Source organism: Accumulibacter sp. (genome assembly GCF_023806565.1).
Lineage (GTDB): Bacteria > Pseudomonadota > Gammaproteobacteria > Burkholderiales > Rhodocyclaceae > Accumulibacter.
On record NZ_JAMTDV010000013.1, the window covers coordinates 22,524 to 46,358 of the forward strand.

Sequence of the window (23,835 nt, forward strand, 5' to 3'; positions counted from 1 at the left end):
CTTCCGTTTCGAGGTGCCTTAGTCGCCGATTTCGTGCTCAGGCCATGAATGCCACTTGTTCACCGGCGCCACCGCCGCATCGAACCCATCACGGCCAGACCCAAGCCCAGTAATGGGAGTGTAGATGGCAACGGCAGTGCCACATCGTCAAGAGAAATACCGACGTCGACTCCGGGGTCCCCTTCGGTAACCGGCCCTTCGCCGGACAATACCACCCGCACGAACCCCACTCCCGGTCCGAGGTAAAACTGGTGGTTTATCTCCAATATCTTCAGTGTATCGACAAATGTCCCGATGGTCAGATCTGCCTCCTGCGCTATGACTGCCGAGACATCGACTCCATTGGTACCGACAATGCGTACGGTGCGAGCCAGAAACAGGCCTGCCGTGTAGTTTCCCAATCCGTTCGAACCACCGCCAGTATTGCCTACGATGAAATCGAACGCTTGCGAAAAGATGTTGGGGCCGTCGATCGCGCCACCCGTGACGGTGAATTGCGCCGAGAACGCGTGAAAAATTACCTGGTCCAGAGGCAGCCCGTATCCGTATATCGCGGCGTTCGAGAGATTCGTCCCGTTCATGGCGTTGGCTGAGCTCACTTTATCGGGCGTGCCAAGCGGTTTTTGCTGACTGGCGGGCTGCCGGTGCAATGGTTGTCGGCGGCGGTATCAGCGCTGCAGTCGCCCAGCCCTACGAACATTCCGGGACGAACCGGATGTGGGTCGCTCTCGGCCGGAGGGGTGGTCGGATCAACTCCATCAATTGTCATCGTAAACGTAATGGGGTCAGCAAACCCCCATGCTGGCGCCGTGAGCAGCAGCCCAGCCAACAAGCAACGTGCAGTCATATGTATCATCGTGGTCCTCTTGTGGAGATTTCGTAGTCTGCACAACAGCGTCGATTGCCAAAACTACCATGGGAAAAGCAAGCCAAAAGTCTACAAGCAAATTTTATGCCGGAAACTGTTTTTTTCAATAAGAACAGATTGTTGTGAAATATTTCCTATTGTCGTGCGGCGATTTTGAAGGAAAATGTAAAAATTTTCGACAGGAAAGCCGGATTCCGCGCTGGTGCGAATGATGCGGCGCACACGGGTGCCGAGCGGCGCTGCGACGGCTGCAGTTCGCCAGGACGGTTCACAAGGTGGCCGCGCATTCCCTTCTCAATGGTGGTTTCCAGATGCCGGAACCGGCTGGTTTTCCGCTCGACTGCCGACTTCTGGCATTCCGGGATCGCTACGTGCTTCGGCAACATGCCCTCATCCATCGGACTGCCCGTCTCGCCGCTCGACGCCGGAATTGTCGAGGAACCAGAGGTTCTTCGTCCCCTCGACAGGAATCGAACCTGTATCTCACGCTTAGGAGGCGCGTGCACTATCCATTATGCTACGAGGAGCCGGGGGCGTATTGTAGCCGCTGCCTCGCGAATGCGCCAATTGGGCGATTGGCCGTAGCCGCCAAGCAAACTTGCCGGCATCTCCGGGGCGACGCCGGGAGTGAGCGCCGATCGAAGTTCGCTCACGTGTCGATCCGTGCGTCCGTTGCGCGCGGTAGAATCGCCCTTCTGCGGTCGTCCGCGACTGCCGCAGCAGCACAATCGGCGCGATTCGCGGCGACGCCTTGCCCAACCTTCATGCGCACGCACAACCATGCCGTACCTCATGCTTTCCGATGCTTCCCTCGCCTTCGGTCATGTGCCTTTGCTCGATCATGCGGATTTTCAGCTCGATCCGGGAGAACGGGTTGCGCTTATCGGTCGCAACGGCACCGGCAAGTCGTCGCTGTTGAGCGCTCTCGCCGGTTGTGGCGGGCTCGACGAGGGCAAGGTATGGATCCAGCCCGGCCTGCGCATCGGCTACGTTCCGCAGGAGCCGCCCTTTGCTCCGCAAGTCACGGTATTTGACGCGGTCGTCGCCGGCATGGGCGAGGTGTCGACCCTGCTCCGCGACTACCACGCTGTCTCGCACGCTCTTGGCGAAGCCGGGGCCGACCAGGAAGACCTGTTGCAGCGCATGCATGCGCTGCAGAGCGAACTCGAATCGCGTGACGCCTGGTCTTTCGAGGCGCAGGCGGAACGGGTGATTCAGCGTTTTTCGCTGGATGCCGATGCGCTGGTCGGAACGCTCTCGGGTGGCCAGAAGAAGCGTCTGGCGCTGGCGCAGGCGCTGGCCGTTTCTCCGGAGTTGTTGCTGCTCGACGAGCCGACCAACCATCTTGACGTTGGCGCCATCGAGTGGCTGGAGGAAATGCTGGTTGCGTCGGGTGTGACGCTGGTGTTCATCACTCATGACCGTCGCTTCCTTGAACGCGTCGCCACGCGCATCGTCGAGCTCGACCGCGGCCGGCTGCTTTCGTGTCCCGGCAGCTTCCGCGAGTATCAGGCGCGCAAGGAGGCGATGCTGCACGAAGAGGCGTTGAGCAATGCGCGGGCCGACAAGTTCCTTGCCCAGGAGGAAGTGTGGATTCGGCAGGGGATCAAGGCGCGGCGGACGCGCAACGAAGGCCGCGTATTGCGCCTCGAACGCCTGCGCCGGGAGCGTGCGGCGCGACGCGAGCGTCAGGGCAGGGTGGAAATGGCGCTCGACGCCGGCGAGCGCAGTGGCAGGCTGGTCGCGGCGATCGAGCACGTCGGCAAACGCTTTGGCGACAAGTTCGTGGTGCGGGATTTCTCGTGTCGCATCCAGCGCGGCGACAAGATCGGCGTCATCGGTCCCAACGGTGCCGGCAAGACGACGCTGCTGCGCCTGATCCTGGGGGAATTGCCGCCCGACCAGGGCAAGGTGCAACTCGGAACGAAAGTGCAGGTGGCGTACTTCGACCAGTTCCGCAGTCGGCTCGACGAACAGGCGACCCTGATCGATGTCATCTCTCCGGGATCCGATTTCGTCGACATCGGCAACCAGCGCAAGCATGTGATCAGCTATCTCGGCGACTTTCTGTTTGCCCCGCAGCGCGCACGTTCGCTGGTCAGCTCGCTCTCCGGCGGTGAGCGCAACCGTCTCCTGTTGGCGCGTCTGTTCGCCCGGCCGGCGAATGTGCTGGTGCTCGACGAACCGACCAACGACCTCGACATCGAGACGCTCGAACTGCTCGAGGAGCTGTTGCAGGATTATGACGGCACTCTGTTTCTCGTCAGCCACGACCGCGCTTTCCTCGACAACGTCGTCACGCAGACCATCGCCGCCGAGGGCGACGGTGTCTGGCGCGAATATGCCGGCGGTTACCAGGACTGGGTCGAGTATCACGCAGCTCGCCGCCGTGAGGAGCTTGCTCCGACGAGTGCCGTCCGCCGCGGCGAAGCGCGCCAGGCGTCGCAGACCAGGCCGGCCCACCCGAAGCCGGCGACCGGCGGCAAGCTGTCCTGGAAGGAGACGCAGGAACTGGCCGAACTGCCGGGACGCATCGCCGCCCTCGAGGCCGAGCAGAAGACGATCGGCGAGCGCCTCGCCGATCCGGCGTTGTACCAGTCGCAGGCGCAGGAAGCGCAACGGCTGGCGCGACGCCTGAGCGAAATCGACGAACAGTTGCTGGCGCTGCTCGAACGCTGGGAGGCGCTCGAAGGTTAACCGGTGCGACGTGGCGTCGATGGATCCGGGTCCGGCGTTGCTGTCGGACGATGGAACTGCGGTGGTGTCGCGCGCAGGATCAGCAGCCCGGCGAGTCCGGCCAGCAGTCCCCAGAATGCGGAGCCAACCCCGCCCGGCGCGATACCCGAGGCAGTGACCAGGAAGGTCAGCAGGGCGGGCTCGCGTTCGGCTTCCCGGCCAGTAGCCGTGGCGAGCGCGCCGCCGAAGGTGCCGAGCAGCGCGAAACCGGCGATTGCCACAACCAGTTCCTTGGGAAAGGCGAGGAAGATCGCGCCGACCGTCGCCCCGAAAAGGCCGATCAGCAGATAGAAGCCGCCGGCGGCGATCGCCGCGAAGTAACGCCGACCGGGATCCTCGTGCGCTTCGCGGCCCATGCAGATGGCAGCCGTGATCGCCGCCAGGTTCAGCGCGAAGCCGCCGAACGGGGCGAGGAGCAGATTGGCTGCGCCGGTCCAGCCGATCAGTGGGGAGATCGGCAGGCGGTAGCCGGAAGCGCGGATGACGGCGACGCCAGGAACATTTTGCGAGGCCATGGTGACCACGTAGAGGGGCAGCGCGACGCCGACCAGCGCCCGCCAGGAGAATTGCGGGGCGGTGAATACCGGTATCGCGAGTTCCAGTTGCAGCCCTTCGAGGTGCAGCTGTCCCGCCGCGGCGGCGAGGACGGTGCCGAGCAGCAGGGTGACGACGACAGCGTAGCGTGGCAGCAGGCGGCGGCAGATCAGGTAGGCGCAGAACATCGGGAAGACCAGGACAAACTGCTTGTGCATCGCCACGAAGGCGTCGACGCCGAAGCGCAGCAGCACCCCCGCGAGCATGCCGGCGGCCAGCGAGAGGGGGAGCCTGTCGATCATTCGTTCGAACCAGCCGCTGCAACCGGAAACCGTGATCAGTGTGGCCGAAACCAGGAAGGCGCCGATTGCCTCGGGCAGCGAAACGCCGGCTGCACTGGTGATCAGCATGGCCGCGCCGGGTGTGGACCAGGCCGTCAGCACCGGTACCCGGTAGCGCAGTGACAGCGCGATGCTGGTCAGCCCCATTCCCAATCCGAGCGCGCACATCCACGAGGCGATCTCGACCGGCGTTGCCTGCAGCGTCTGCGCGGCCTGCAGGACGATCACCGCCGAACTGGTGAAGCCGACGAGGACGGCGACAAAGCCGGCGATCAGTGCGGAAGCCGAGAAATCATCGAGTAGTCGCATCAATCGTCTTTGCCCGGGTGGTTGTTTCGGTCTTGCAGGTTTTCCTTGCAAGGACGCATGGTAAGACTTCGCAGGGAAGCCGACCAGCTTCGCAACGCCTGCAGATGCCTTCGCGGCTGGCGAACGAACGCCGTCCACCGCACCTCGATGGCGCTGCCACCGGTCAGCAGGCGCCTCTCCGCGGGGAGTGCTTGGCAACCCGTAGCGGCCTTCGGACAAGCGGCGCAGACGCCTTGCGACGGGCAGGACGAGGCCTCCCGCGGGTGCGCGTGCGCCGATTCGTACATTGCTATAGACTGCTTGGCGACGTGAATCGGTGCCTGTTGATTCACGATTTCTCACACGAACACGAAGATCGCGAGGGTGCTGACATGAACGATGAAACGAGAGCTGCGACGGCCAAGCTCGGGAAAGCGAAGGCGGAGCCGGAGGGAGACCTCCTGACGGGAATCGAGGACCGCCGTACCGGGCTCGGAGTCGACGCGCTGAAGCGCGCATTGATCGACAAGCTGGTGTATGTGCAGGCGCGCTTCCCGCAGGTTGCGACGCGGCGTGACTGTTTCGTGGCACTCGCGCAGGCGGTGCGCGACCGCCTGCTGCAACGCTGGGTGCAAACCGCGCGCACGTACCGGGACCAGGGCAGCCGCACCGTCTGCTATATGTCTGCGGAATTCCTGATCGGCCCGCAACTGGGCAACAATCTGATCAACCTCGGCATCTACGAGAATGCCCGGCAGGCGGTCGAGGAACTCGGTCTCGACCTGGACGTGCTGATCGATCAGGAAGAGGAACCCGGGCTCGGCAACGGCGGCCTCGGGCGGCTCGCTGCCTGTTATCTCGATTCGCTGGCGACGCTCGAAATCCCAGCCATCGGCTACGGCATCCTTTATGAATTCGGAATTTTCACGCAGGCGATCCGTGACGGGATGCAGGTCGAACTGACCGACAAGTGGTTGCGTGCCGGCAGCCCCTGGCTGATCCATCGTCCGAACATCGCTTTCGATGTCAAGCTCGGTGGCCATACCGAATTTCAGTACGAGGCGAACGGCCATCGCCGTCTGCGGGTGCAGTGGGTGCCGGCCAAGGTCGTGCGCGGTACCGCCTGGGACATGCCGGTGCTTGGTTACGGCGTCAACACCCCCAACCGGCTGCGGCTGTGGAGCGCCGAGGCGCCGGAATCCTTCGATTTCGCGGCATTCAACGCCGGCAATTATTATCAGGCGGTGGACGCGCAGATTCGCTCGGAAACGATCACCAAGGTGCTCTACCCGAACGACGAAACCGAAGCCGGTCAGGAACTCCGGCTCGAACAGCAGTATTTCTTCGTGAGTTGCTCCCTGCGCGACATGATCCGCCTGCAATTGCAGCGCGAGAATTCGCTCGAACGCTTCCACGAAAAGTTCGTCGTCCAGCTCAACGATACGCATCCGTCGATTGCCGTCGCCGAACTGATGCGCCTGCTGGTCGACGAATATTCAATGGAATGGGACGACGCCTGGTCGATCACGCGACGGACTTTTGCCTATACCAACCATACTCTGCTGCCGGAAGCGCTCGAGAAGTGGCGGCTGGAACTGTTCAAGCGCGTGCTGCCGCGGCATTTCGAGATCATTTGCGAGATCAACATCCGATTCTTGGACGAGGTGCGCATTCGTTTCCCCGGCGACGAAGCGCGCCTCTCCCGCATGTCGCTGATCGACGAGTCGGGTTCTCGCTACGTGCGCATGGCGAATCTGGCGGTCGTCGGCAGTTTCGCGGTGAATGGCGTGGCAGCGCTGCATACGCAGCTGCTCAAGTCCGACGTGCTCACCGATTTCCACGAGATGTGGCCGGAGAAGTTCACCAACAAGACGAACGGCGTGACGCCGCGGCGTTTCGTCCTGCTCGCGAACCCGACGATGTCGAAACTGATCGATGACACGATCGGGCCGGGCTGGGTGACCGACATGACCCGCTTGCGGGAGCTTGAACCCTACGCCGACGATCCCTCCTTCCATGCCGAGTGGCGGCGGGTCAAGGCAGGCAACAAGCTCAGGCTGCTGCACGAGATCAAGCGGCATGCACACCTCGATGTCGACCCGGCGACGATGTTCGACGTGCAGGTGAAGCGCATGCATGAGTACAAGCGACAGCACCTCAACCTGCTGCACGTGGTATCGCTGTATCTCCACCTGAAGGAAAATCCCCATCTGGACGTCGCGCCGCGCACCGTGATCTTCGGTGGCAAGGCAGCCCCTGGCTACTACATGGCCAAGCTCATCGTCCGCCTGATCAATGCCGTCGGCGATCTGATCGGGCGCGATCCCGCCATGCGAGGCCGACTACAGGTCGTCTTCTACCCCAACTACAACGTCAAGAGCGCACACAATATTTTCCCCGCAGCCGATCTTTCCGAACAGATCTCCCTGGCTGGCAAGGAGGCCTCGGGGACAGGGAACATGAAGTTCCAGATGAACGGAGCCGTCACCATCGGCACGCTGGACGGTGCCAACGTCGAGATTCGCGAGGAAGTCGGTGCAGACAATTTCTTCCTCTTTGGTCTGACGACGCCCGAGGTCGTTCGATTGCGGCAGAAGGGCTACCGGCCGCGCGACTACTACGAGGCCAACCCGCACCTGCGCGAGGTGATCGACCTGATCGCCAGTGGCTTTTTCTCACGCGGCGACCGCGAGGTCTTCCGGCCGCTGGTCGACCACCTGCTCAACCATGACGAATACATGGTGCTGGCCGACTTCCAGTCGTACATCGAGTGTCAGCAAGCGGTCTCGGCGGCGTACCTCGACAGCGATCGCTGGTGCCGGATGTCGATCCTGAACGTCGCTCGTTCCGGCTTCTTCTCTTCCGACCGGGCGATTCGCGAGTATTGCGAAGAGATCTGGAAGGTCAGGCCGGTTCGCATCGAGCTCACCAATCTCTCGGGTGAAGACATGAAGTTCAGCCGCGCGGTCAGCGGAGTCGACTAAGTCGTGGCGACTGCGCTCCGGTTGCCAGCGGGTGACCGGAGCGCGGCAAATCGGGGCAGGCCGTGGCCGCCCGCCCGGGCGCGTCGATTACCAGCGGCGAACCTTGATGATGTGCGCCATCTTGTCCGGCGGGGTCAGTTCGACGTAGACCGATGGCCCGCTCCAGCGGTAGCGTTCGTCCGAGAGCAGGTCATGCGCCTGGTACTGCTCGTCGTGGCCGATGCCGAAGGTGTCGAGAGGGATGTGCAGCAGCGACCAGTGCTTGTGGAAGGGGTCGAGGTTGACCACGCAGATGACGATGTCCGAACGGTCTTCGGTCATCTTGGCGTAGGCGAGTATGTTCGGGTCGTCGGTCGCCAGGAAGACGACGTTGTTGTAAGAGTGGAGGGCCGGGCATTCCTGGCGGATGGCGTTGATCCGCGTGATGACGTCGACGATGTTTCCCGGTACGTTCCAGTCGCGTACCCGGATTTCGTATTTCTCGGAGTCGAGATATTCCTCCTTGCCCGGGATCGCCTCGTTTTCGCACAGCTCGTAGCCACTGTAGATGCCGTATACGCTGGACAGTGTGGCGGCGAGCACGGCGCGCATGATGAACGCCGGACGACCGCCGAACTGCAGGATCGGCGGCAGAATGTCCGGCGTGTTGGCGAAGAAGTTGCCGGTGAAGTATTCCTTCATTTCGCCACAGGTCAGCTCGCCGACGTAGTCGCTGAGATCGTGCTTGTGGTTGCGCCAGGTGAAATAGGTGTAGGACTGGGCAAAACCGACCTTGGCCAGCAGCCGCATCATCTTAGGCTTGGTGAAGGCTTCGGCCAGGAAGATGACTTCCGGGTGTTTGCGGTGCACTTCGCCGATCACCCATTCCCAGAACGGCACAGGCTTGGTGTGGGGGTTGTCGACACGGAAGGTGGTGACCCCCTTGTCAATCCAGAACAGGAAGATGCGCAACATTTCCTGCCACAGTCCGGCGCGGTCGCTGGTTCCGAAGTTGAGCGGGTAGACGTCCTGATATTTCTTGGGCGGGTTCTCGGCGTACTTGATCGAACCATCGGGGCGGTGGAAGAACCACTCGGGATGTTCCGCGACATACGGGTGGTCGGGCGAACAGTTCATCACGTAGTCGAGAGCGATTTCGATCTCCAGTTGGCGGCAGGTGGCGACGAACTGGTCCCAGTCGTCCCAGGTTCCGAGCTGCGGTTCGAGCGCCATGTGGCCGCCGTGCTTGTTGCCGATTGCCCAGGGACTGCCGACGTCGCCGGGGACGGTGACGAGGCTGTTGTTCTTGCCCTTCCGGAAGCGGTGCCCGATCGGGTGGATCGGCGGCAGGTAGACAACGTTGAAACCCATTGCCTTGATCGCTGGCAGGCGCCGGATGCTGTCCTGCAGCGTGCCGTGCCGATAGGGAACGGCGCCCTGCGAGCGCGGAAAGAACTCGTACCAGGCGGCGAAGCGGGTGATCGGCCGATTCACCATGATGGTCAGTGCCGGCGCCAGTTGATATCCCTCGCTGCGATCCGGGTAAGTGGCCATCATCGTGTTCATCACCTTGCCGATGCCGAGATCGATCGCGCCACGCTGTTCTCCGGCGGCCAACGCCGTTTCGATCGCATTGATGATGCTCGCCATGCGGTCGCGGTCTTCCCCTTCCGCCAGCGTCGCAGATTTCTTCAGAACCGCCAGACCTTCGAGCAACTCGCTCCGGAGGTCGGCTCCCGGCACGCTCTTCTTGCCGATCTCGTCTACCCACGACAGATAGCGCTCGGCATATGCCTCGATGGTGTATTCCCAGCGTCCGATCGCGTCGACCATGAATTCGCCGAACCAGCGGTCGTTGTCGCCCTGCGTCATCGGGCTCTCCCGCCATTGCCGGTCACCGACCGGGCGCGCCTTGAGCACGGCCGCCAGCTTGTCGTGCCCTTCCTTGTAGATGTCGGCACTGACCGTGACCTTCTCGCCGACGACGCGCTTGATCGGGAAACGGCCACCGTCTACCTGCGGCTCGACGGCTTCGATGATCAGACGGGGATATTCTTGGGGAACCATGATCCTGCTCCTAAATCCTGCCCCGGGCAAATCCCGGAGACAGTCAAGTCCTGAACCGGACGGTCCGTGCGGGCCGTCACTGAGCGATCGACCGAAGAGGCTCGTGCCCAGTTCGATCGACCGTAGCGCCTGCTACTTCACCAGCGAATCGTAGAGTCGCTTGGTCTGCTGCGCGATGCTCGGCCAACTGAAGACTTCACGCGCACGCTCTTGACCGGCTGCCGCCATCGAATCGGCGAGTTCCGGATCGTCGAGCACCTTGTTGATCGCCGCCGCCAGGTCGCGCGAGAAAACGTCCGGATGGACCGGCTCGAACGGTGCGACGTGCAATTGCTCGAGCGGCACCAGGAAACCGGTCACGCCATCCACCACGACCTCCTTGATGCCGCCGACGGCACTCGCGACGACGGCGGTACGGCAGGCCATGGCTTCGAGATTGATGATTCCGAAGGGTTCGTAGATCGACGGACAGCAGAAGACGGTGGCGTGTGAGTAGAGTTCGATGGCCTCTTCCTTGGTCACCATCTCGCGAATCCAGATCAGGTTCTGGAAACCGTCGTGGCGAACGTGCTTGACCGCCGCCTCCATTTCGGCGAGCACTTCCTTGGTGTCGGGCGCGCCGGCGCAGAGCACGACCTGCGCGTCGCGGTTGATGTACTTGACTGCATTGACCAGGTGAACGATGCCCTTTTGCCGCGTGATCCGGCCGACGAAGAGGACGATCGGTCGCTCCGGATCGACCCCGTATTTCTCGAGTGCCGTGGTCTCGTCGGTCGGGTGGTACTGGTCGACGTTGATGCCGTTGTAGATCACCGTGATCTTGTCCGGATCGATGTCGAAATGTTCCAGGATGTCCCGCTTGGTTCCCTGCGAGACCGCGATCACGGCGTCGGCCATGCTCAGCGAGGTCCGTTCGATCCACGATGACATGTCATAGCCGCAGCCCAGTTGTTCGCGTTTCCACGGGCGCAGCGGTTCCAGTGAGTGCACCGTATGGACCAGCGGGATTCCATAGAGGGTTTTCGCGAGGATTCCGCCGAGGTGTGCGTACCAGGTATGCACGTGTACCAGATCGGCATCGACCTGCTCGCTGAGGGTCTCGAGGTTGGTCTCGAAGGTATCCAGGGCGCCGCTCAGTTTCTTGTCCACGTGCGCGAAACTGCCCTTGCCGAACGGGAAGCCCTTGACCCGTACCCCATCGGTTACGGTGTCCTGGTCGCCAAAGGAACGGACTTCGACGTGCATCAGTTTGGCGAGCTCGCCAGACAGATACTCGACGTGAACACCGGCTCCGCCGTAGACGTAGGGAGGGTATTCGCGCGTCAATAGCATTACTTTCATCGCGGCACTTTCTAAGCTTTGGTTGTGAGGTGGAGGCGTCGTCGACGCGTCGTGGGAAGGCACTCACATTGTATCGGGAAAGCCATTTGCCGGCCATGCTGGCGGCGCGTCCGGGGGGCACCGCCGGCTCGCGAAGGCCGCTGCCGGCGACATTTGACGACGTCGGCGCGGCGCACGGGTAGAATGCGGCCGATGAATCTGGTCGCCATCGAAACCTCCACCGAACAGGGCTCGATCGCCGTCTGGAGCGACGGTGTGGTACTGCGGCGCGCCTGCCCGCCGGGCGTGGCGCACTCGCAGACCCTGCTGCCCTTGCTCTGCGCGACGATGTCGGAAGCGGGACTTGCCTTCGCCGCGCTCGACGGCATCGCTTTCGCCGCCGGTCCAGGCTCGTTTACCGGCCTGCGCATTGCCTGCGGGGTCGCGCAGGGACTGGCGTTCGCCCACGACCTGCCGCTCGTTCCGGTCGGCACGCTGGACGCGATGGCGTTGGCCAGCGGTGGCGAACGGGTGCTGGTGCTGCTCGACGCGCGCATGGGCGAGGTCTATTGCGGACAGTTCGCTGCCGCCGTACCGCTCGCCGCTCCGGAGCTCTGCCAGCCGGCGGCGCTACCGCTTCCCGAAGCGGCCGGCTGGCTGGCCTGTGGCAATGGTCTCGCGGCGTATCCGGTGCTCCGCCAGCGCTTGGCCGCCTGCGTGCAGTCGTGGCAGCCGGAACTGATGCCAGACGCCGCAGCCGTGGCGCGTCTCGCGGCGCCTCGTCTGGCGCGTGGCGAGGGGGTCGACGCAGCCGGGGCGATACCGCTGTACGTGCGCAACAAGGTCGCGCTGACCGTCGCCGAACGCCTCGCCGTCGGCGGCAAGGCGTGAGCGCCGTGCTGGCGCCGCGGTTCGAACTCGTGCCGCTGGGTCATGGCGACCTCGACGAGATGCTCGCGATCGAAAACCAGGTCCACCGGCTTCCCTGGACGCGCGGGAATTTCGTCGATTCGATCGCTGCCGGCTATAGCGTGTGGGGCTGCCGCTTCGGCGAAGAGCTGTCGGGCTACTTCGTGCTGATGCTGGTCATCGACGAGGCGCACCTGCTCAATATCAGCGTTGCCGAAAAGCGCCAGCGAATGGGACTTGGTGGCCATCTCCTGCGCCACGCGATGCAGGTGGCGCACAACTCCGGGGCGAGCAGCGTGCTGCTGGAAGTGCGTCCCTCGAACGTTGCCGCGCTCGGTCTGTACGCGCGTTTCGGATTTCGCCCGATTGGTTTGCGGCGCGCCTACTATCCTGGCGCACAGGGGGCCGAGGACGCGCTGGTGCTGCGGCATGCTCTCGCCGGGGTGGAGCAATGAGCGAGCGCCAGGCACGCGCCCTGCCATTGACGCGGGCGCAGGTACTGCACGAGATTGGCCTGACGCCGCAATGGCAGCTTCGCGAGCGGCGTTCGCTGGCGCGTCCGTTGCCGTCATCGGCGGTGGCGGCCGAGCGGCGTTGCGCGCCGGCGGAAGAAGTGTCGGCAGCGTCCGCCGCTACCAGCGGACCGACACCGGCGCTGGCGCGCTGCGAGGAAATCGCCGGCATGGGCTGGGAGGAACTGCGCCAGAGTGCCTGCGCGTGCCGTGCCTGCGGGCTCTGCGAACAGCGCCGGCAGGCGGTGCTCGGGGTCGGTGACGTCGCCGCCGACTGGCTGTTCATTGGCGAAGGTCCGGGGGCCGAGGAAGACGCGCGCGGAGAACCCTTCGTCGGCCCTGCGGGAAAGCTGCTCGATGCGATGCTGGCGGCCATCGACCTGCGGCGCGGCGAGAACGTGTACATCGCCAACGCGGTCAAGTGTCGTCCACCGAACAATCGCACGCCCGATGCCGCCGAGATCGCGGCCTGCGCACCGTATCTGCAGCGGCAGATCGCGCTGCTGCAGCCACGGTTGATCGTTCTGCTGGGGCGTGCGGCAGCGCATGCACTGCTCGGCGACGTCGGCTCGCTGGCCAGCCTGCGCGGCCGCCGGTTCGAGTATGCCGGGGTGGCGGGCGGGCGCGCGATACCGGTGCTGGTCACCTATCATCCTGCCTATCTCCTGCGCACGCATCCGGACAAGGCGAAGGCTTGGGAGGATCTGTGTCGCGCCCGCACGCTGATGCGGAGTTCCTAGCGATACGCGCTGCGCACCTGCTTGCGCCTGCTTGATAAATCGGCGAGAGTCGCCATGTGAGGTGAGCCACTCCACCTGCAAACGAGGAAAGAAGTCATGCTCTTACCCATCCAACGACGAATCGTGGCCATCGTGGCCGTGCTTGCCAGCCTCCTTTCCGGCTGTGGCTACAACACTTTTCAGACCGGCGACGAGGCGATCAAGGCGGCGTGGTCGGAAGTGCTCAACCAGTATCAGCGGCGGGCCGATCTGGTGCCGAATCTGGTGGCCACGGTCCAGGGCTATGCCAGTCACGAAAAGGACGTGCTGACCCAGGTTACGCAGGCGCGTGCGCAGGTTGGCGCGATCCAGGCGACGCCGGAACTGGTCAACAATGCCGAGGCATTCGCGCGCTTCCAGCAGGCGCAGGCGGGTCTGTCGAGTGCGCTGGCGCGCCTGTTGGTGGTCTCCGAAAACTATCCGCAGCTCAAGGCCGACGCGGCATTCCGCGATCTGCAGGCACAACTGGAAGGCACCGAGAACCGGATCACCGTCGCCCGCAATCGTTACATCAAGGCTGTCGAGGGCTACAACGTTTCGGTGCGCACTTTCCCGAACAATCTGACGGCGATGATCTTTGGCTATTCGGCGAAGCCGAATTTCAGCGTCGACAACGAGAAGGCGATTGCAAACGCACCGAGGGTCGATTTCACCCACCCGGCGCCTGCGGCAGCGACCGCTTCCAACAAAGCTTCGCCAGCGCCCAGCTACTGATCGTGCAGCGCCTTGCCGTTCGCCTGGCAGCCTGGCTGTTGCTCCCGCTGCTGTTCTGCGGGGCTGGCTTCGCCGACGCCGAACGGCAACCGGCGGTGCCCGCCCTGACGGCGCGGGTGACGGATCTCACCGGTACGCTTGGCAACGAACGGAAAGCCGCACTTGAGGCGAAGCTGGCGGCGTTTGAGCGCAGCAAGGGGTCACAGATCGCGGTGCTGATCGTGCCGACGGTCCAGCCCGGGGGTATCGAGCAGTACGCGCTGCGCGTCGTCGAATCGTGGAAGCTGGGTCGCCAGGGAGTCGATGATGGCGCCCTGCTGCTGGTTGCCAAGGACGATCGGAAGCTGCGCATCGAGGTCGGCTACGGTCTCGAGGGCGCGCTCAACGATGCCGTCGCCAAGCGGATCATCAGCGAGGTGATCAGTCCCCGCTTCCGGCAGGGAGACTTCGCCGGCGGCATCGACGCCGGCGTCGACACGATGCTCCAGGTGATCCGGGGCGAGTCGCTGCCGGCGCCGCGTGCCGAGGGCGGCAGGCAGGCGGATGGCGAAGATCGCTTCGAGACCGTTCTGTTCATTGGCTTCATTCTGGTTTTCGTCGTGGGTGGCGTCCTGCGGGCGATTCTCGGGCGATTTCTGGCGGCCGGCGTGGTCGGCGTGACCGCCGGCGTGATCGCTTCCCTGCTCGTTTCATCGCTGCTGATCGCCGTCGTTCTCGGCATCGTGGCCGCGGTCATCTCGCTGTTTCTGGGCATGGCGGGCGGTTCCGGCTGGTCCTCGAGCGGAATTTCGTGGGGCCGTGGCGGCGGCTCGGGAGGTATCTCGGGCGGCTTTTCCGGCGGTGGTGGCGGCTTCGGCGGCGGCGGCGCTTCGGGAGACTGGTGATGCGCCTGGCGAGACTCTTGCGCCATCTGCTTCTGCCGCATTGGTGGGTGCTGCGCGCGTTTCCCGTCGCGTCGCTGCGGCGGATCGAGCGGGCGATCGCGGCATCGGAGTCGACACATCAGGGGGAATTGCGCGTCGTGGTCGAAGCCAACCTGCCGCTGCCCGCCTTGCTGCACGGTCAATCGGCACGCGCCCGGGCCATCGACCTGTTTGCACAGTTGCGGGTGTGGGACACTGAGCGCAACAGCGGCGTGCTGATCTATCTGCAGCTGATCGACCGGCGCGTTGAAATCGTCGCCGATCGCGGGGTCAGTGCGCGCGTCGGCCAGGAGTTCTGGGAAGATGTCTGCCGACGCATGGAAACGGCTTTCCGCACCGGGGATTTTGAGGGCGGCACGCTGTTCGCGCTGAGTACGATCACGCAGGCGCTGAGCGAACACTTTCCGGCGGACGCGCAGCGCGACGACGAGCTACCCGACGCGCCGCTGCTGCTGTGAGCCGGTCAGGCTCCGGCGTCCTGCCGGAGAGCAGTGTCAGCCTTCCGCGTAGCGCACGCGCTGACGCGGCTTGCTCGGCTGTGTCAGGTGGTCGAGGGGCAGGGCGTGCGTCTGCTTCACCGTCTGCAGGGCAATGCTGGTCTTGATGCGGGCAACCCCCGGCAGGCGGAGCAGCTGCTTCATCATCAATTGCGAAAACGCAGCCAGATCGGGAGCGACGATACGCAGCATGTAGTCGGCATCGCCACTGACGGAAAAGCAGTCGGTGACTTCGGGCATCGTCGCCACCGCGCTTTCGAATGCATCGCTCGTCGAATCGCCATGGCGTTCGAGGATCACCTGGGCAAATGCGGTAACGCCCAGGCCGAGTGCCGCCGGAGCGAGCTGCGCGACGTAGCCGGTGATGATGCCATCTTCCTCCAGTCGCTGGATGCGGCGGCTGATTTGCGACGCAGAGAGGCGGATCTGTTCGCCGAGCGTTGCGTTGGTCGCGTTACCCTTGCGCTGGAGCGCGTCGAGCAATGCAAGATCGTAGCGATCAATGGTGATTTTGGACATTTATCGCCGTTTTTGTGCATGAAATGTGCGTAGTTTAGGGCTTTTCGCGGTCATTTCAAACACCTCTTGTGCGCCATAGGTGGCATCATGTGTATTTTCCCAAGCAATGGGAGGTGCGCACCATGAATCTTACCGAATCGCTGCTGCTGGCACTCCGCGAACACGGGGCCCGACAAATCTTCGGCATTCCCGGCGACTTCGCGCTGCCGTATTTCCGGGTCATCGAGGAATCGCAGATACTGCCGCTATTCACGCTGTCGCACGAGCCGGCCGTCGGCTTTGCCGCCGATGCCGCGGCCCGCATGCTCGGCGGCGTCGGCGTCGCTGCGGTGACCTACGGCGCTGGCGCGCTCAACATGATCAACCCGGTCGCCGCCGCCTATGCCGAGAAATCGCCGCTCGTGGTCCTCTCGGGTGGGCCGGGCAGGAACGAAGGGAAGAGCGGATTGCTCCTGCACCACCAGGCCAAGACGCTCGACTCGCAGTTCCAGATCTTCAAGGAGATCAGTTGCGATCAGGTCCGCCTCGACGACGCCGCCCGCGCGCCAGCCGACATCGCGCGCGTTCTCGGCAATTGCCGGCGCCACTCACGGCCCGTGTACATCGAACTGCCGCGCGACATGGTCGGCGTGCCGTGTCAGCCGGTACGCGCCGAACAGCCGTCGGTGGTTGATGCGGAAGCGCTCGCCGCCTGCGTCGAGGAAATCCGTCAGCGCCTGGCACGAGCGCGGAGGCCGGTGCTGATGGTCGGCGTCGAGGTTCGCCGCTACGGGCTGGAGGCGAGGGTGGCCGAACTGGCGCGCCGGCTCGGGATGCCGGTGGTCACGAGCTTCATGGGTCGTGGCCTGCTCGCCGACGCCGACGTTCCGCTGCTCGGTACCTACATGGGGGCTGCCGGTCTGCCCGAGGTGACGGAAACGGTCGAAAATTCGGACGGCCTGTTCCTGCTCGGGGTGATCGTGTGCGACACCAATTTCGGCGTCTCGGCCAGCAAGATCGACCTGCGCAAGACGATTCAGGCGCTCGACGGCCAGGTGACGATGGGCTATCACAGCTACCCGCGGATTCCCTTGGCGGCACTGGTGGAGGGCCTGCTGGAAAGCGTCCCCGTCGGTTCGCGCAGCGAGCCGCTGGCGGGCCCGCCGTTCCCGCGCGGAATGATTGCCGATCAGGAGAAGCTGTCGCCGTCCGACATCGCGGCCGCGATCAACGATCTGATGGCCGAACACGGCAAACTGCCGATTGCCTCCGACGTCGGCGACTGTCTGTTTACTGCGATGGATGTCGAGCACACGGCGCTGGTCGCTCCCGGCTATTACGCGACGATGGGCTTCGGCGTGCCGGCGGGCCTCGGCCTGCAAGCCGCAACCGGACAGCGGCCGCTGATCCTGGTCGGTGACGGCGCTTTCCAGATGACCGGTTGGGAGCTGGGGAACTGTCGGCGCTACGGCTGGGATCCGATCGTCCTGCTCTTCAATAACGCCAGCTGGGAAATGCTGCGCGTATTCCAGCCGCAGTCGTCGTTCAACGACCTCGGTCATTGGGGCTTTGCCGAAATGGCTTCTGGCCTGGGCGGGGACGGAATCCGGGTGGCGACGCGCGGCGAACTGAAGGCGGCGCTCGATCGCGCCGTGGCAACGCGTGGCCGCTTCCAGCTGATCGAGCTGACGATTCCGCGTGGCGTCATTTCCGACACCCTGACGCGCTTCGTGGCTGGCATCAAGCAGCTCAGCGCAGCGAAGTAGCCCCTTCTCGCGAGGGGAGGCGCTTCAGCGCGCCTGGTCGTCGAGCTGGCTCACGTCGTCGCGCAATTCCTGATTGGCCTCGTGGCGGCCCTTGACCAGCCACATCGTGGCGCTGACGAACATGCCGAACAGCGTGATCACCAACGGGATCGAGACATTGGCGCGGATCATCAGGAAGTAGAGTCCGGTCATTGCCAGGATGGACAGGTTTTCGTTGAAATTCTGCACGGCGATCGAGTGACCGGCACCCATCAGGATGTGGCCGCGGTGCTGCAGCAAGGCATTCATGGGGACGACGAAGAAACCGGAGAGAGCGCCGATCAGGACCAGCAGCGGCACCGCCAGCCACAGGTAGTGCACGAAGTTCATCACCAGGACGATGATCCCCATGGCGATGCCGAGCGGGATCACGCGCACCGACTTGCGCAGGGTGACCATTCTCGCCGCACCGGCCGCTCCCAGCGCCACGCCGATCGCGACCACGCCCTGCAGCATGCTCGACTTCGAGAGGTCGAGGTGCAGCGAGCTTTCCGCCCACTTGATGACGATGAATTGCAGGGTGGCGCCGGCGCCCCAGAACAGCGTGGTCACCGCCAGCGACACCTGGCCCAGACGGTCACGCCAGAGGAGCGTCAGGCAGTGACCGAATTCGCGCAACAGGTACCAGGGGTTCTTGTGCAGGGCGCGGTGATCGACGCCGGTGTCCGGAACATAAAGATTGAACAGTGCGGCCAGAAAATACGAACCGGCGACGAAGCACAGGGCCATTTCGTGCGTGGTGTCCACCCCTGTGTCGATGAACGGGAAATCGAATTCGAGCAGGGCGCGGGCAATCTCGGGCTCGATCAGCGTGCCGCCAAGGACCACCCCGAGGATGATCGCGCCGACCGTGAGCCCCTCGATCCAGCCGTTGGCGACGACCAGCAGACGGTGCGGCAGGTATTCGGTGAGGATGCCATACTTGGCCGGCGAATAGGCAGCGGCACCGAGCCCGACCACGGCGTACGCCAGCAGCGGGTGGACGTTCCAGTACATCATCGCGCAGCCGGCGATCTTGATACCGTTGCTGATGAACATCACCCGTCCCTTCGCCATCGAATCGGCAAATGCGCCGACGAAGGCCGCGAGCACCACGTAGGATACCGTGAAGAAGGTCTTCAGAAGCGGCTCGTAAGCGCTCGGCGCGTGCATTTCACGCAGAACCGAGATGGCGACGATGAGCAGGGCGTTGTCGGCCAGCGCGGAAAAGAACTGCGCCGCCATGATGATGTAGAAGCCGAAAGGCATTGGATAGTTATGAATACAGCCGTTCTATGCGTGTTGGCCTTATACCATGAAAGGCAGCAAGTTGTTAGCCGGCGGCATTTCCACATGCCCAATTCGGCGGGCGCGGCTTGGCGGCCTGCACTTCGCCGCCTGCACTCTGGTCGGCACAACGGTTTTGTGGTTGAATTAAGGCTGCATCGAGAAGGGAGTGATCTGGTGGCTGATCGAAGATTACAGGTATTTCATGCGGTGGCCAGACACCTTTCGTTCACCAAGGCGGGCGAGGCTCTGTACATGACGCAGCCGGCGGTGACCTTTCAGATCAAGCAACTCGAGGAGCACTTCAACACGCGCCTGTTCGAGCGCGGCGGCGGGCGTATCTCGCTCACCGCGGCCGGCGAGATCGTGCTGGACTACGCCGAGCGCATTCTCGGGCTGGCGAAGGAACTCGACATTCGCGTTGCGGAGATGACCGGGCAGATGAGCGGCGGCCTGCTGGTCGGCGCCAGCACGACGATCGCCGAGTTCATGCTGCCGCCGATCCTCGGCGAATTCAACGTGCGTTATCCGCAGGTGCGCGCGCGGCTGACCGTCGGCAATTCGGAAACCATCAGCAATGCAATCGCCGCGCATGCGCTGGACATCGGCCTGGTCGAATCGCCCACCGATCATCCAAACCTGCAGTGCGAGGTGTGCGGTGACGATGAATTGCAGGTGGCGTGCACGCCGAGCCACCCGCTCGCCAAGCGTACCGAGGTGGACGCGCGCAGCCTGTTGGCGCATGAATTCATCGGCCGCGAACAGGGTTCGGGAACGCGCGAAGTCACCGACGATTACCTGCGCGCGTGCGGTGTGGAGCCGGAAAAGCTCAAGATCCTCATGGAATTGTCCAGCCCGGAAGCCCTGAAAGGCGTCGTTGCGACAGGCTTGGGCTGCTCGATCATGTCGCGGGCGAGTTTCGAGAAAGAACGCCAGTTGGGAACGCTGGTTGCCATTCCGCTGCGGCCACGCCTGAAGCGCACCCTGTCGCTGGTCTACCCGAAGGAGCGCTTCCGCTCGCGGGTGGTCCTCACCTTCGTCGATTTCGCCAGGAACAAGCTGCACGAGCTTTCCGCCTGATGCCGCGTCCGATCGGAGCGCGCATCGATCTCGCCGCGCTGCGTCACAACTACCTGCTTGCCCGACGACGCGCGCGCGCGCAGGAGCCTGGTGCACGGGCCTGGGCGGTGGTCAAGGCCAACGCCTACGGCCACGGTTTGCTGCGCGCCGCGGCCGTCCTCGGCGAAGTCGCCGATGGCTTCGCGCTGCTTGATCTCGACGACGCGGTGACCCTGCGCGAAGCCGGCATTCGCCAGCCGATTCTGCTGCTCGAAGGTTTTTTCGAAGCTGATGATCTGGCGGTCTGTGCCGCGCACCGGCTCAGCGTCGTCATCCACCGGATCGAGCAGCTACAGATGCTGCGCCGCACTGCCTTGCCAGTGCGCTTGCCGATCTACCTGAAGTTCGATAGCGGCATGCATCGCCTCGGCCTGAACCGGCAGCAGTTGCCTGCCGTTCGCCGCGAACTGGCAGAACTGACGGCTGCCTCGCTGCTCGGACCGGTGACGCTGATGACGCATTTCGCCGAAGCCGATGCTGCCGGCGGTGCGAGTTGCATCGCCTGGCAACTCGATCGTTTCGCCCGCATTATCGCCGACTGGCCGGAAGCGGCAGACTTGCCGCTTTCGTTCGCCAATTCGGCGGCCATCCTGCGATATCCGCAGACGGCGCACGCCTGGGTACGTCCGGGGATCATGCTCTACGGTGGCAGCCCTTTCGCCGATCAGGACGCGGCGAGCCTCGGCCTGCAGCCGGTGATGACCTTGTACAGCCGCATCCTGGCGGTGCAGGAAATCGAGGTCGGCGAACGGGTCGGTTACGGCGGCACCTTCGTCGCACCACGGCCGACGCGCGTCGGTGTCGTCGCCTGTGGCTATGCCGACGGCTATCCGCGGCACGCGCCGACCGGTACGCCGATTCTCGTCGCCGGTCAGCGCACGCGCACGCTCGGTCGGGTGTCGATGGACATGCTCGCCTGCGATCTGACCGACCTGCCGGCGGCGGCGGTGGACAGTCCGGTCGTCCTCTGGGGCGCGGGCCTGCCGGCCGACGAAGTGGCGGCCGCTGCCGGGACCATCAGCTACGAGTTGTTCTGCGCGCTGGCGCGACGCGTCCCGGTCGTCGAAGTCTGAGCATGGCTCGCGCCGGCGGTACTGCGAAGACGATCTTCACCTGCGGCGAGTGCGGCGCCAGCGCCGCCAAGTGGCAGGGACAATGTCCGGGTTGCGGCTTGTGGAACACGCTGGTCGAGACGGTTGCCGAAGCGCCTGCGGTCGGCAGCCAGCGACGTTTCGCGGCGCTCGCCGGAGCAGCCGGATTGCAGACGCTGTCGGACATCGAAGCGCGCGAAGAGGACCGCTTGCCGACCGGCATCGGCGAGTTCGATCGGGCGCTCGGCGGTGGCCTGGTCCGCGGCGGTGTCGTGCTGCTTGGCGGTGACCCGGGAATCGGCAAGAGCACGCTGCTGCTGCAGGCACTGGCGATCCTGTCGTCAACGCACGAGGTACTGTACGTCAGCGGCGAAGAATCCGGCCAGCAGATTGCCCTGCGCGCGCGACGGCTCTCGCTCGTCACCGGCGGGCTCAAGCTGCTCGCCGAAATCAATCTGGAAAGGATCCTCGCGACGTTGCAGTCGGTGCAGCCGCGGGTGGCGGTGATCGACTCGATCCAGACCCTGTGGTCGGATCAATTGAGTCCGGCGCCCGGCTCGGTCGCGCAGGTACGCGAGTGCGCGGCACAGCTCACGCGCCTGGCCAAGGCGTCAGGCATCACGGTGATCCTGGTTGGTCACGTCACCAAGGAAGGGGCGCTGGCCGGGCCGCGCGTGCTCGAACACATCGTGGACACCGTGCTCTACTTCGAGGGCGACACGCATTCGAGCTATCGCCTGATTCGCGCGGTCAAGAACCGCTACGGCGCGGTCAATGAAATCGGCGTCTTTGCGATGACCGATCGTGGTCTGAAGGGAGTCAGCAATCCGTCGGCGATCTTTCTCTCGCAGCACGGCGCCGATGTCCCCGGCTCCTGCGTGCTGGTCAGCCAGGAAGGGACGCGCCCTCTGCTGGTCGAGATTCAGGCGCTGGTCGATCAGGCGCACGGCAACCCGCGTCGGCTGACGGTCGGGCTCGATGCACAGCGCCTGGCGATGCTGCTGGCGGTGGTGCACCGCCACGCCGGCATCGTCTGTTTCGATCAGGACGTCTTCGTGAACGCCGTCGGCGGCGTCAAGGTCGTTGAACCGGCGGCCGACCTGGCCGTGGTGCTCGCGATCGTCTCGTCGCTGAAGAACCGGGCGCTGCCGGGCAAGCTCGTGGTCTTTGGCGAAGTCGGGCTGGCCGGTGAAATCCGCCCGGCGCCGCGTGGCCAGGAACGCCTGCGCGAAGCCGCCAAGCTCGGTTTCACGCGTGCGCTGATTCCCGAAGCCAACCAGCCGAGGCAGCCGATTGCCGGCATCGAGGCGATCGCCGTGCGGCGGGTCGACGAAGCGGTCGCGAAGCTGCGCGAGATCGAATGAGATTTGCCCGCGTCGGCGTCTGCCGAGCGGTCTGCCGGCGCGATGCTTGCCGCGTGTGCTGCTCGGTGGCGCGGCGGCAGTGCGCGCTGCTGCCCAAGAGACGGAGTTTGCTGGTAGTCGCAACGATCCCCGATGCGACGCCTCCCGCACGTCGTGCGCAGCCGTGCCGCTTGTCGAATTTTTTTACAGGGGGTACGGGAAGGTTCAGGAAAACGTCTACGTAACAGGGAGTTGAATGTATGGCATGGATTTCGCTTCTAGCGCGGCACGGGTTAACGGCGATGATCCGCTTACCTGTATCTTTTTCTCTAACCATTCTGGAGACGTAACAAATGTTGAAGAAAATCCTCTGCGCCGCCCTGGTCGGCTCATTCGCTGCCGGCTCGGCCGTTGCCGCGGGCAATTCCACTCCCTATTACATTTTCGATGGCGACCGTCAGACCGGGTATGAAATTCTCAATGCGACGCTGGTGAATACGTTTTCGACATTCAGCATCGGTTACCCGGTGGCGATTGGCAGCACCATCTGGCTGGGTGATCGCGACAACCGGGGTGCCAGGGAATACAATCTGAACGGCACGGCGACCGGCAATACCTCCCCTGGCGGCGCTCGAATCTCGGAACTGCTAGACGGAACGACCAACGGCAAGGGAACGAACTACGGCGCGACCTGCTGCGCCGGTCAGAATGTGGTCACATCTGCCAACGCCGACTGGTCGAATCAGGCAGCGTTGTTCAACATCGGTGTTGAAGCAGCCGGCATCGCCTACGACACCAAGACCGGGCATCTGTTCGTTTCCACGCTGCGTTCCGGCGGCGTCATCAACGAGTACGATCTGGCTGGCAACCTGCTGAACAGCTACGCCGTTGGTCTCGACATTGCGGGCCTGGCCTATGAGCAGGCGACCGATACGCTCTGGGGCTACAAAGCATTTCCTGGCGGCAGCCTGGATCTCTACCAGTTCAGCACGGCCGGCGCCATCCTCGAGCACGACGTGGTCGCCGGCGGTTTCAACAATCCCCTGTCTGGCGAAATGGCGATCTCGGCCGTACCGGAGCCGGGCACTCTGGCGCTGCTCGGCATTGGTGCGCTGGCGATGGTTCGTCGTCGCAAGGCGGCCTGATCGTCTCGGCGCTACACTTTCGGGAATCGGAGTGCCCCGCGCACGTCGCGTGCCGGGGCACTTTGGTTTCCATTGTCGGAGCAGGCGCCAGGGCCGGCTGCTGGCCCGGCTGTTCCC

General features: G+C 64.0%; 20 protein-coding genes and 1 tRNA gene. 13 read left to right on the forward strand and 8 right to left on the reverse strand.

Annotation, left to right across the window (positions count from 1 at the left end):
* Positions 1-59: 59 nt before the first annotated feature.
* The 3 genes from NFV80_RS01355 to NFV80_RS01365 form a co-directional block, all read right to left on the reverse strand.
* Positions 60-581 carry a PEP-CTERM sorting domain-containing protein gene (locus NFV80_RS01355; protein ID WP_295325186.1) on the reverse strand — a complete coding sequence of 174 codons (522 nt, stop codon included), beginning with the start codon at positions 579-581 and terminating at the stop codon, positions 60-62.
* A gap of 421 nt (positions 582-1,002) precedes the next feature.
* On the reverse strand, positions 1,003-1,266 hold the full coding sequence (locus NFV80_RS01360; RefSeq protein WP_295325188.1) for a hypothetical protein: 264 nt from the start codon (positions 1,264-1,266) through the stop codon (positions 1,003-1,005).
* Between the two features lie 57 nt (positions 1,267-1,323).
* Positions 1,324-1,395, reverse strand: a tRNA-Arg gene (locus NFV80_RS01365).
* A gap of 253 nt (positions 1,396-1,648) precedes the next feature.
* Between NFV80_RS01365 and NFV80_RS01370 the strand changes: the two genes are divergently transcribed.
* Positions 1,649-3,565, forward strand: coding sequence for an ATP-binding cassette domain-containing protein (locus NFV80_RS01370; protein WP_295325190.1), 1,917 nt, complete (start codon positions 1,649-1,651; stop codon positions 3,563-3,565).
* On the opposite strand, the gene NFV80_RS01375 is transcribed toward NFV80_RS01370, so the two are convergent.
* Positions 3,562-4,788, reverse strand: coding sequence for a benzoate/H(+) symporter BenE family transporter (locus NFV80_RS01375; protein ID WP_295325191.1), 1,227 nt, complete (start codon positions 4,786-4,788; stop codon positions 3,562-3,564). The genes NFV80_RS01370 and NFV80_RS01375 overlap by 4 nt on opposite strands.
* A 371-nt stretch (positions 4,789-5,159) precedes the next feature.
* Here NFV80_RS01375 and NFV80_RS01380 point away from each other — a divergent pair, with 371 nt between their 5' ends.
* On the forward strand, positions 5,160-7,751 hold the full coding sequence (locus NFV80_RS01380; protein WP_296757589.1) for a glycogen/starch/alpha-glucan phosphorylase: 2,592 nt from the start codon (positions 5,160-5,162) through the stop codon (positions 7,749-7,751).
* Between the two features lie 87 nt (positions 7,752-7,838).
* Here the strand turns inward: NFV80_RS01380 and NFV80_RS01385 are convergent, their stop codons facing one another.
* Together NFV80_RS01385 and glgA are read right to left on the reverse strand one after the other, a co-directional pair.
* On the reverse strand, positions 7,839-9,797 hold the full coding sequence (locus tag NFV80_RS01385; RefSeq protein ID WP_295325194.1) for an alpha-1,4-glucan--maltose-1-phosphate maltosyltransferase: 1,959 nt from the start codon (positions 9,795-9,797) through the stop codon (positions 7,839-7,841).
* A gap of 132 nt (positions 9,798-9,929) precedes the next feature.
* A complete protein-coding gene (glgA, locus tag NFV80_RS01390; protein WP_295325196.1) occupies positions 9,930-11,138 on the reverse strand; it encodes a glycogen synthase in 1,209 nt (402 codons plus the stop codon).
* A 192-nt stretch (positions 11,139-11,330) separates the two neighbouring features.
* Between glgA and tsaB the strand changes: the two genes are divergently transcribed.
* The 6 genes from tsaB to NFV80_RS01420 all read left to right on the forward strand — a co-directional run bounded on the left by tsaB (position 11,331) and on the right by NFV80_RS01420 (position 15,412).
* The gene (gene tsaB / locus NFV80_RS01395) at positions 11,331-12,008 is read left to right on the forward strand and encodes a tRNA (adenosine(37)-N6)-threonylcarbamoyltransferase complex dimerization subunit type 1 TsaB (RefSeq protein WP_296757593.1); all 678 of its coding nucleotides are present in this window, start codon (positions 11,331-11,333) and stop codon (positions 12,006-12,008) included.
* Positions 12,005-12,481, forward strand: coding sequence for a ribosomal protein S18-alanine N-acetyltransferase (rimI, locus tag NFV80_RS01400; RefSeq protein ID WP_295325201.1), 477 nt, complete (start codon positions 12,005-12,007; stop codon positions 12,479-12,481). The genes tsaB and rimI overlap by 4 nt, the downstream gene beginning before the upstream one ends.
* Complete coding sequence (locus tag NFV80_RS01405) at positions 12,478-13,278, forward strand: uracil-DNA glycosylase (RefSeq protein WP_295325205.1); 801 nt, start codon at positions 12,478-12,480, stop codon at positions 13,276-13,278. The genes rimI and NFV80_RS01405 overlap by 4 nt, the downstream gene beginning before the upstream one ends.
* Before the next feature lie 96 nt (positions 13,279-13,374).
* Positions 13,375-14,031: a LemA family protein gene (locus tag NFV80_RS01410; protein WP_295325207.1), complete on the forward strand. Its 657-nt coding sequence runs from the start codon at positions 13,375-13,377 to the stop codon at positions 14,029-14,031.
* Positions 14,031-14,915, forward strand: coding sequence for a TPM domain-containing protein (locus tag NFV80_RS01415; RefSeq protein WP_295325231.1), 885 nt, complete (start codon positions 14,031-14,033; stop codon positions 14,913-14,915). Before NFV80_RS01410 ends, NFV80_RS01415 begins: the two co-directional genes overlap by 1 nt.
* Complete coding sequence (locus NFV80_RS01420) at positions 14,915-15,412, forward strand: TPM domain-containing protein (RefSeq protein WP_295325210.1); 498 nt, start codon at positions 14,915-14,917, stop codon at positions 15,410-15,412. The genes NFV80_RS01415 and NFV80_RS01420 overlap by 1 nt, the downstream gene beginning before the upstream one ends.
* Before the next feature lie 36 nt (positions 15,413-15,448).
* Here NFV80_RS01420 and NFV80_RS01425 read toward each other — a convergent pair whose 3' ends face one another.
* The gene (locus tag NFV80_RS01425; protein WP_295325213.1) at positions 15,449-15,970 is read right to left on the reverse strand and encodes an Lrp/AsnC family transcriptional regulator; all 522 of its coding nucleotides are present in this window, start codon (positions 15,968-15,970) and stop codon (positions 15,449-15,451) included.
* A gap of 122 nt (positions 15,971-16,092) precedes the next feature.
* Here NFV80_RS01425 and ipdC point away from each other — a divergent pair, with 122 nt between their 5' ends.
* Positions 16,093-17,715, forward strand: coding sequence for an indolepyruvate/phenylpyruvate decarboxylase (ipdC, locus tag NFV80_RS01430; RefSeq protein ID WP_295325214.1), 1,623 nt, complete (start codon positions 16,093-16,095; stop codon positions 17,713-17,715).
* A gap of 24 nt (positions 17,716-17,739) precedes the next feature.
* Here the strand turns inward: ipdC and lplT are convergent, their stop codons facing one another.
* A complete protein-coding gene (lplT, locus tag NFV80_RS01435; RefSeq protein ID WP_295325218.1) occupies positions 17,740-19,002 on the reverse strand; it encodes a lysophospholipid transporter LplT in 1,263 nt (420 codons plus the stop codon).
* A 195-nt stretch (positions 19,003-19,197) separates the two neighbouring features.
* Between lplT and NFV80_RS01440 the strand changes: the two genes are divergently transcribed.
* From NFV80_RS01440 to NFV80_RS01455, 4 genes are all read left to right on the forward strand, one after another.
* On the forward strand, positions 19,198-20,100 hold the full coding sequence (locus NFV80_RS01440) for a LysR family transcriptional regulator (protein ID WP_295325220.1): 903 nt from the start codon (positions 19,198-19,200) through the stop codon (positions 20,098-20,100).
* Positions 20,100-21,212 carry an alanine racemase gene (gene alr / locus NFV80_RS01445; RefSeq protein ID WP_295325223.1) on the forward strand — a complete coding sequence of 371 codons (1,113 nt, stop codon included), beginning with the start codon at positions 20,100-20,102 and terminating at the stop codon, positions 21,210-21,212. Before NFV80_RS01440 ends, alr begins: the two co-directional genes overlap by 1 nt.
* Positions 21,213-21,214: 2 nt before the next feature.
* A complete protein-coding gene (gene radA, locus NFV80_RS01450) occupies positions 21,215-22,594 on the forward strand; it encodes a DNA repair protein RadA (protein ID WP_296757599.1) in 1,380 nt (459 codons plus the stop codon).
* Positions 22,595-22,926: 332 nt separating this feature from the next.
* Complete coding sequence (locus tag NFV80_RS01455) at positions 22,927-23,718, forward strand: PEP-CTERM sorting domain-containing protein (RefSeq protein ID WP_296757600.1); 792 nt, start codon at positions 22,927-22,929, stop codon at positions 23,716-23,718.
* Positions 23,719-23,835 lie beyond the last annotated feature (117 nt).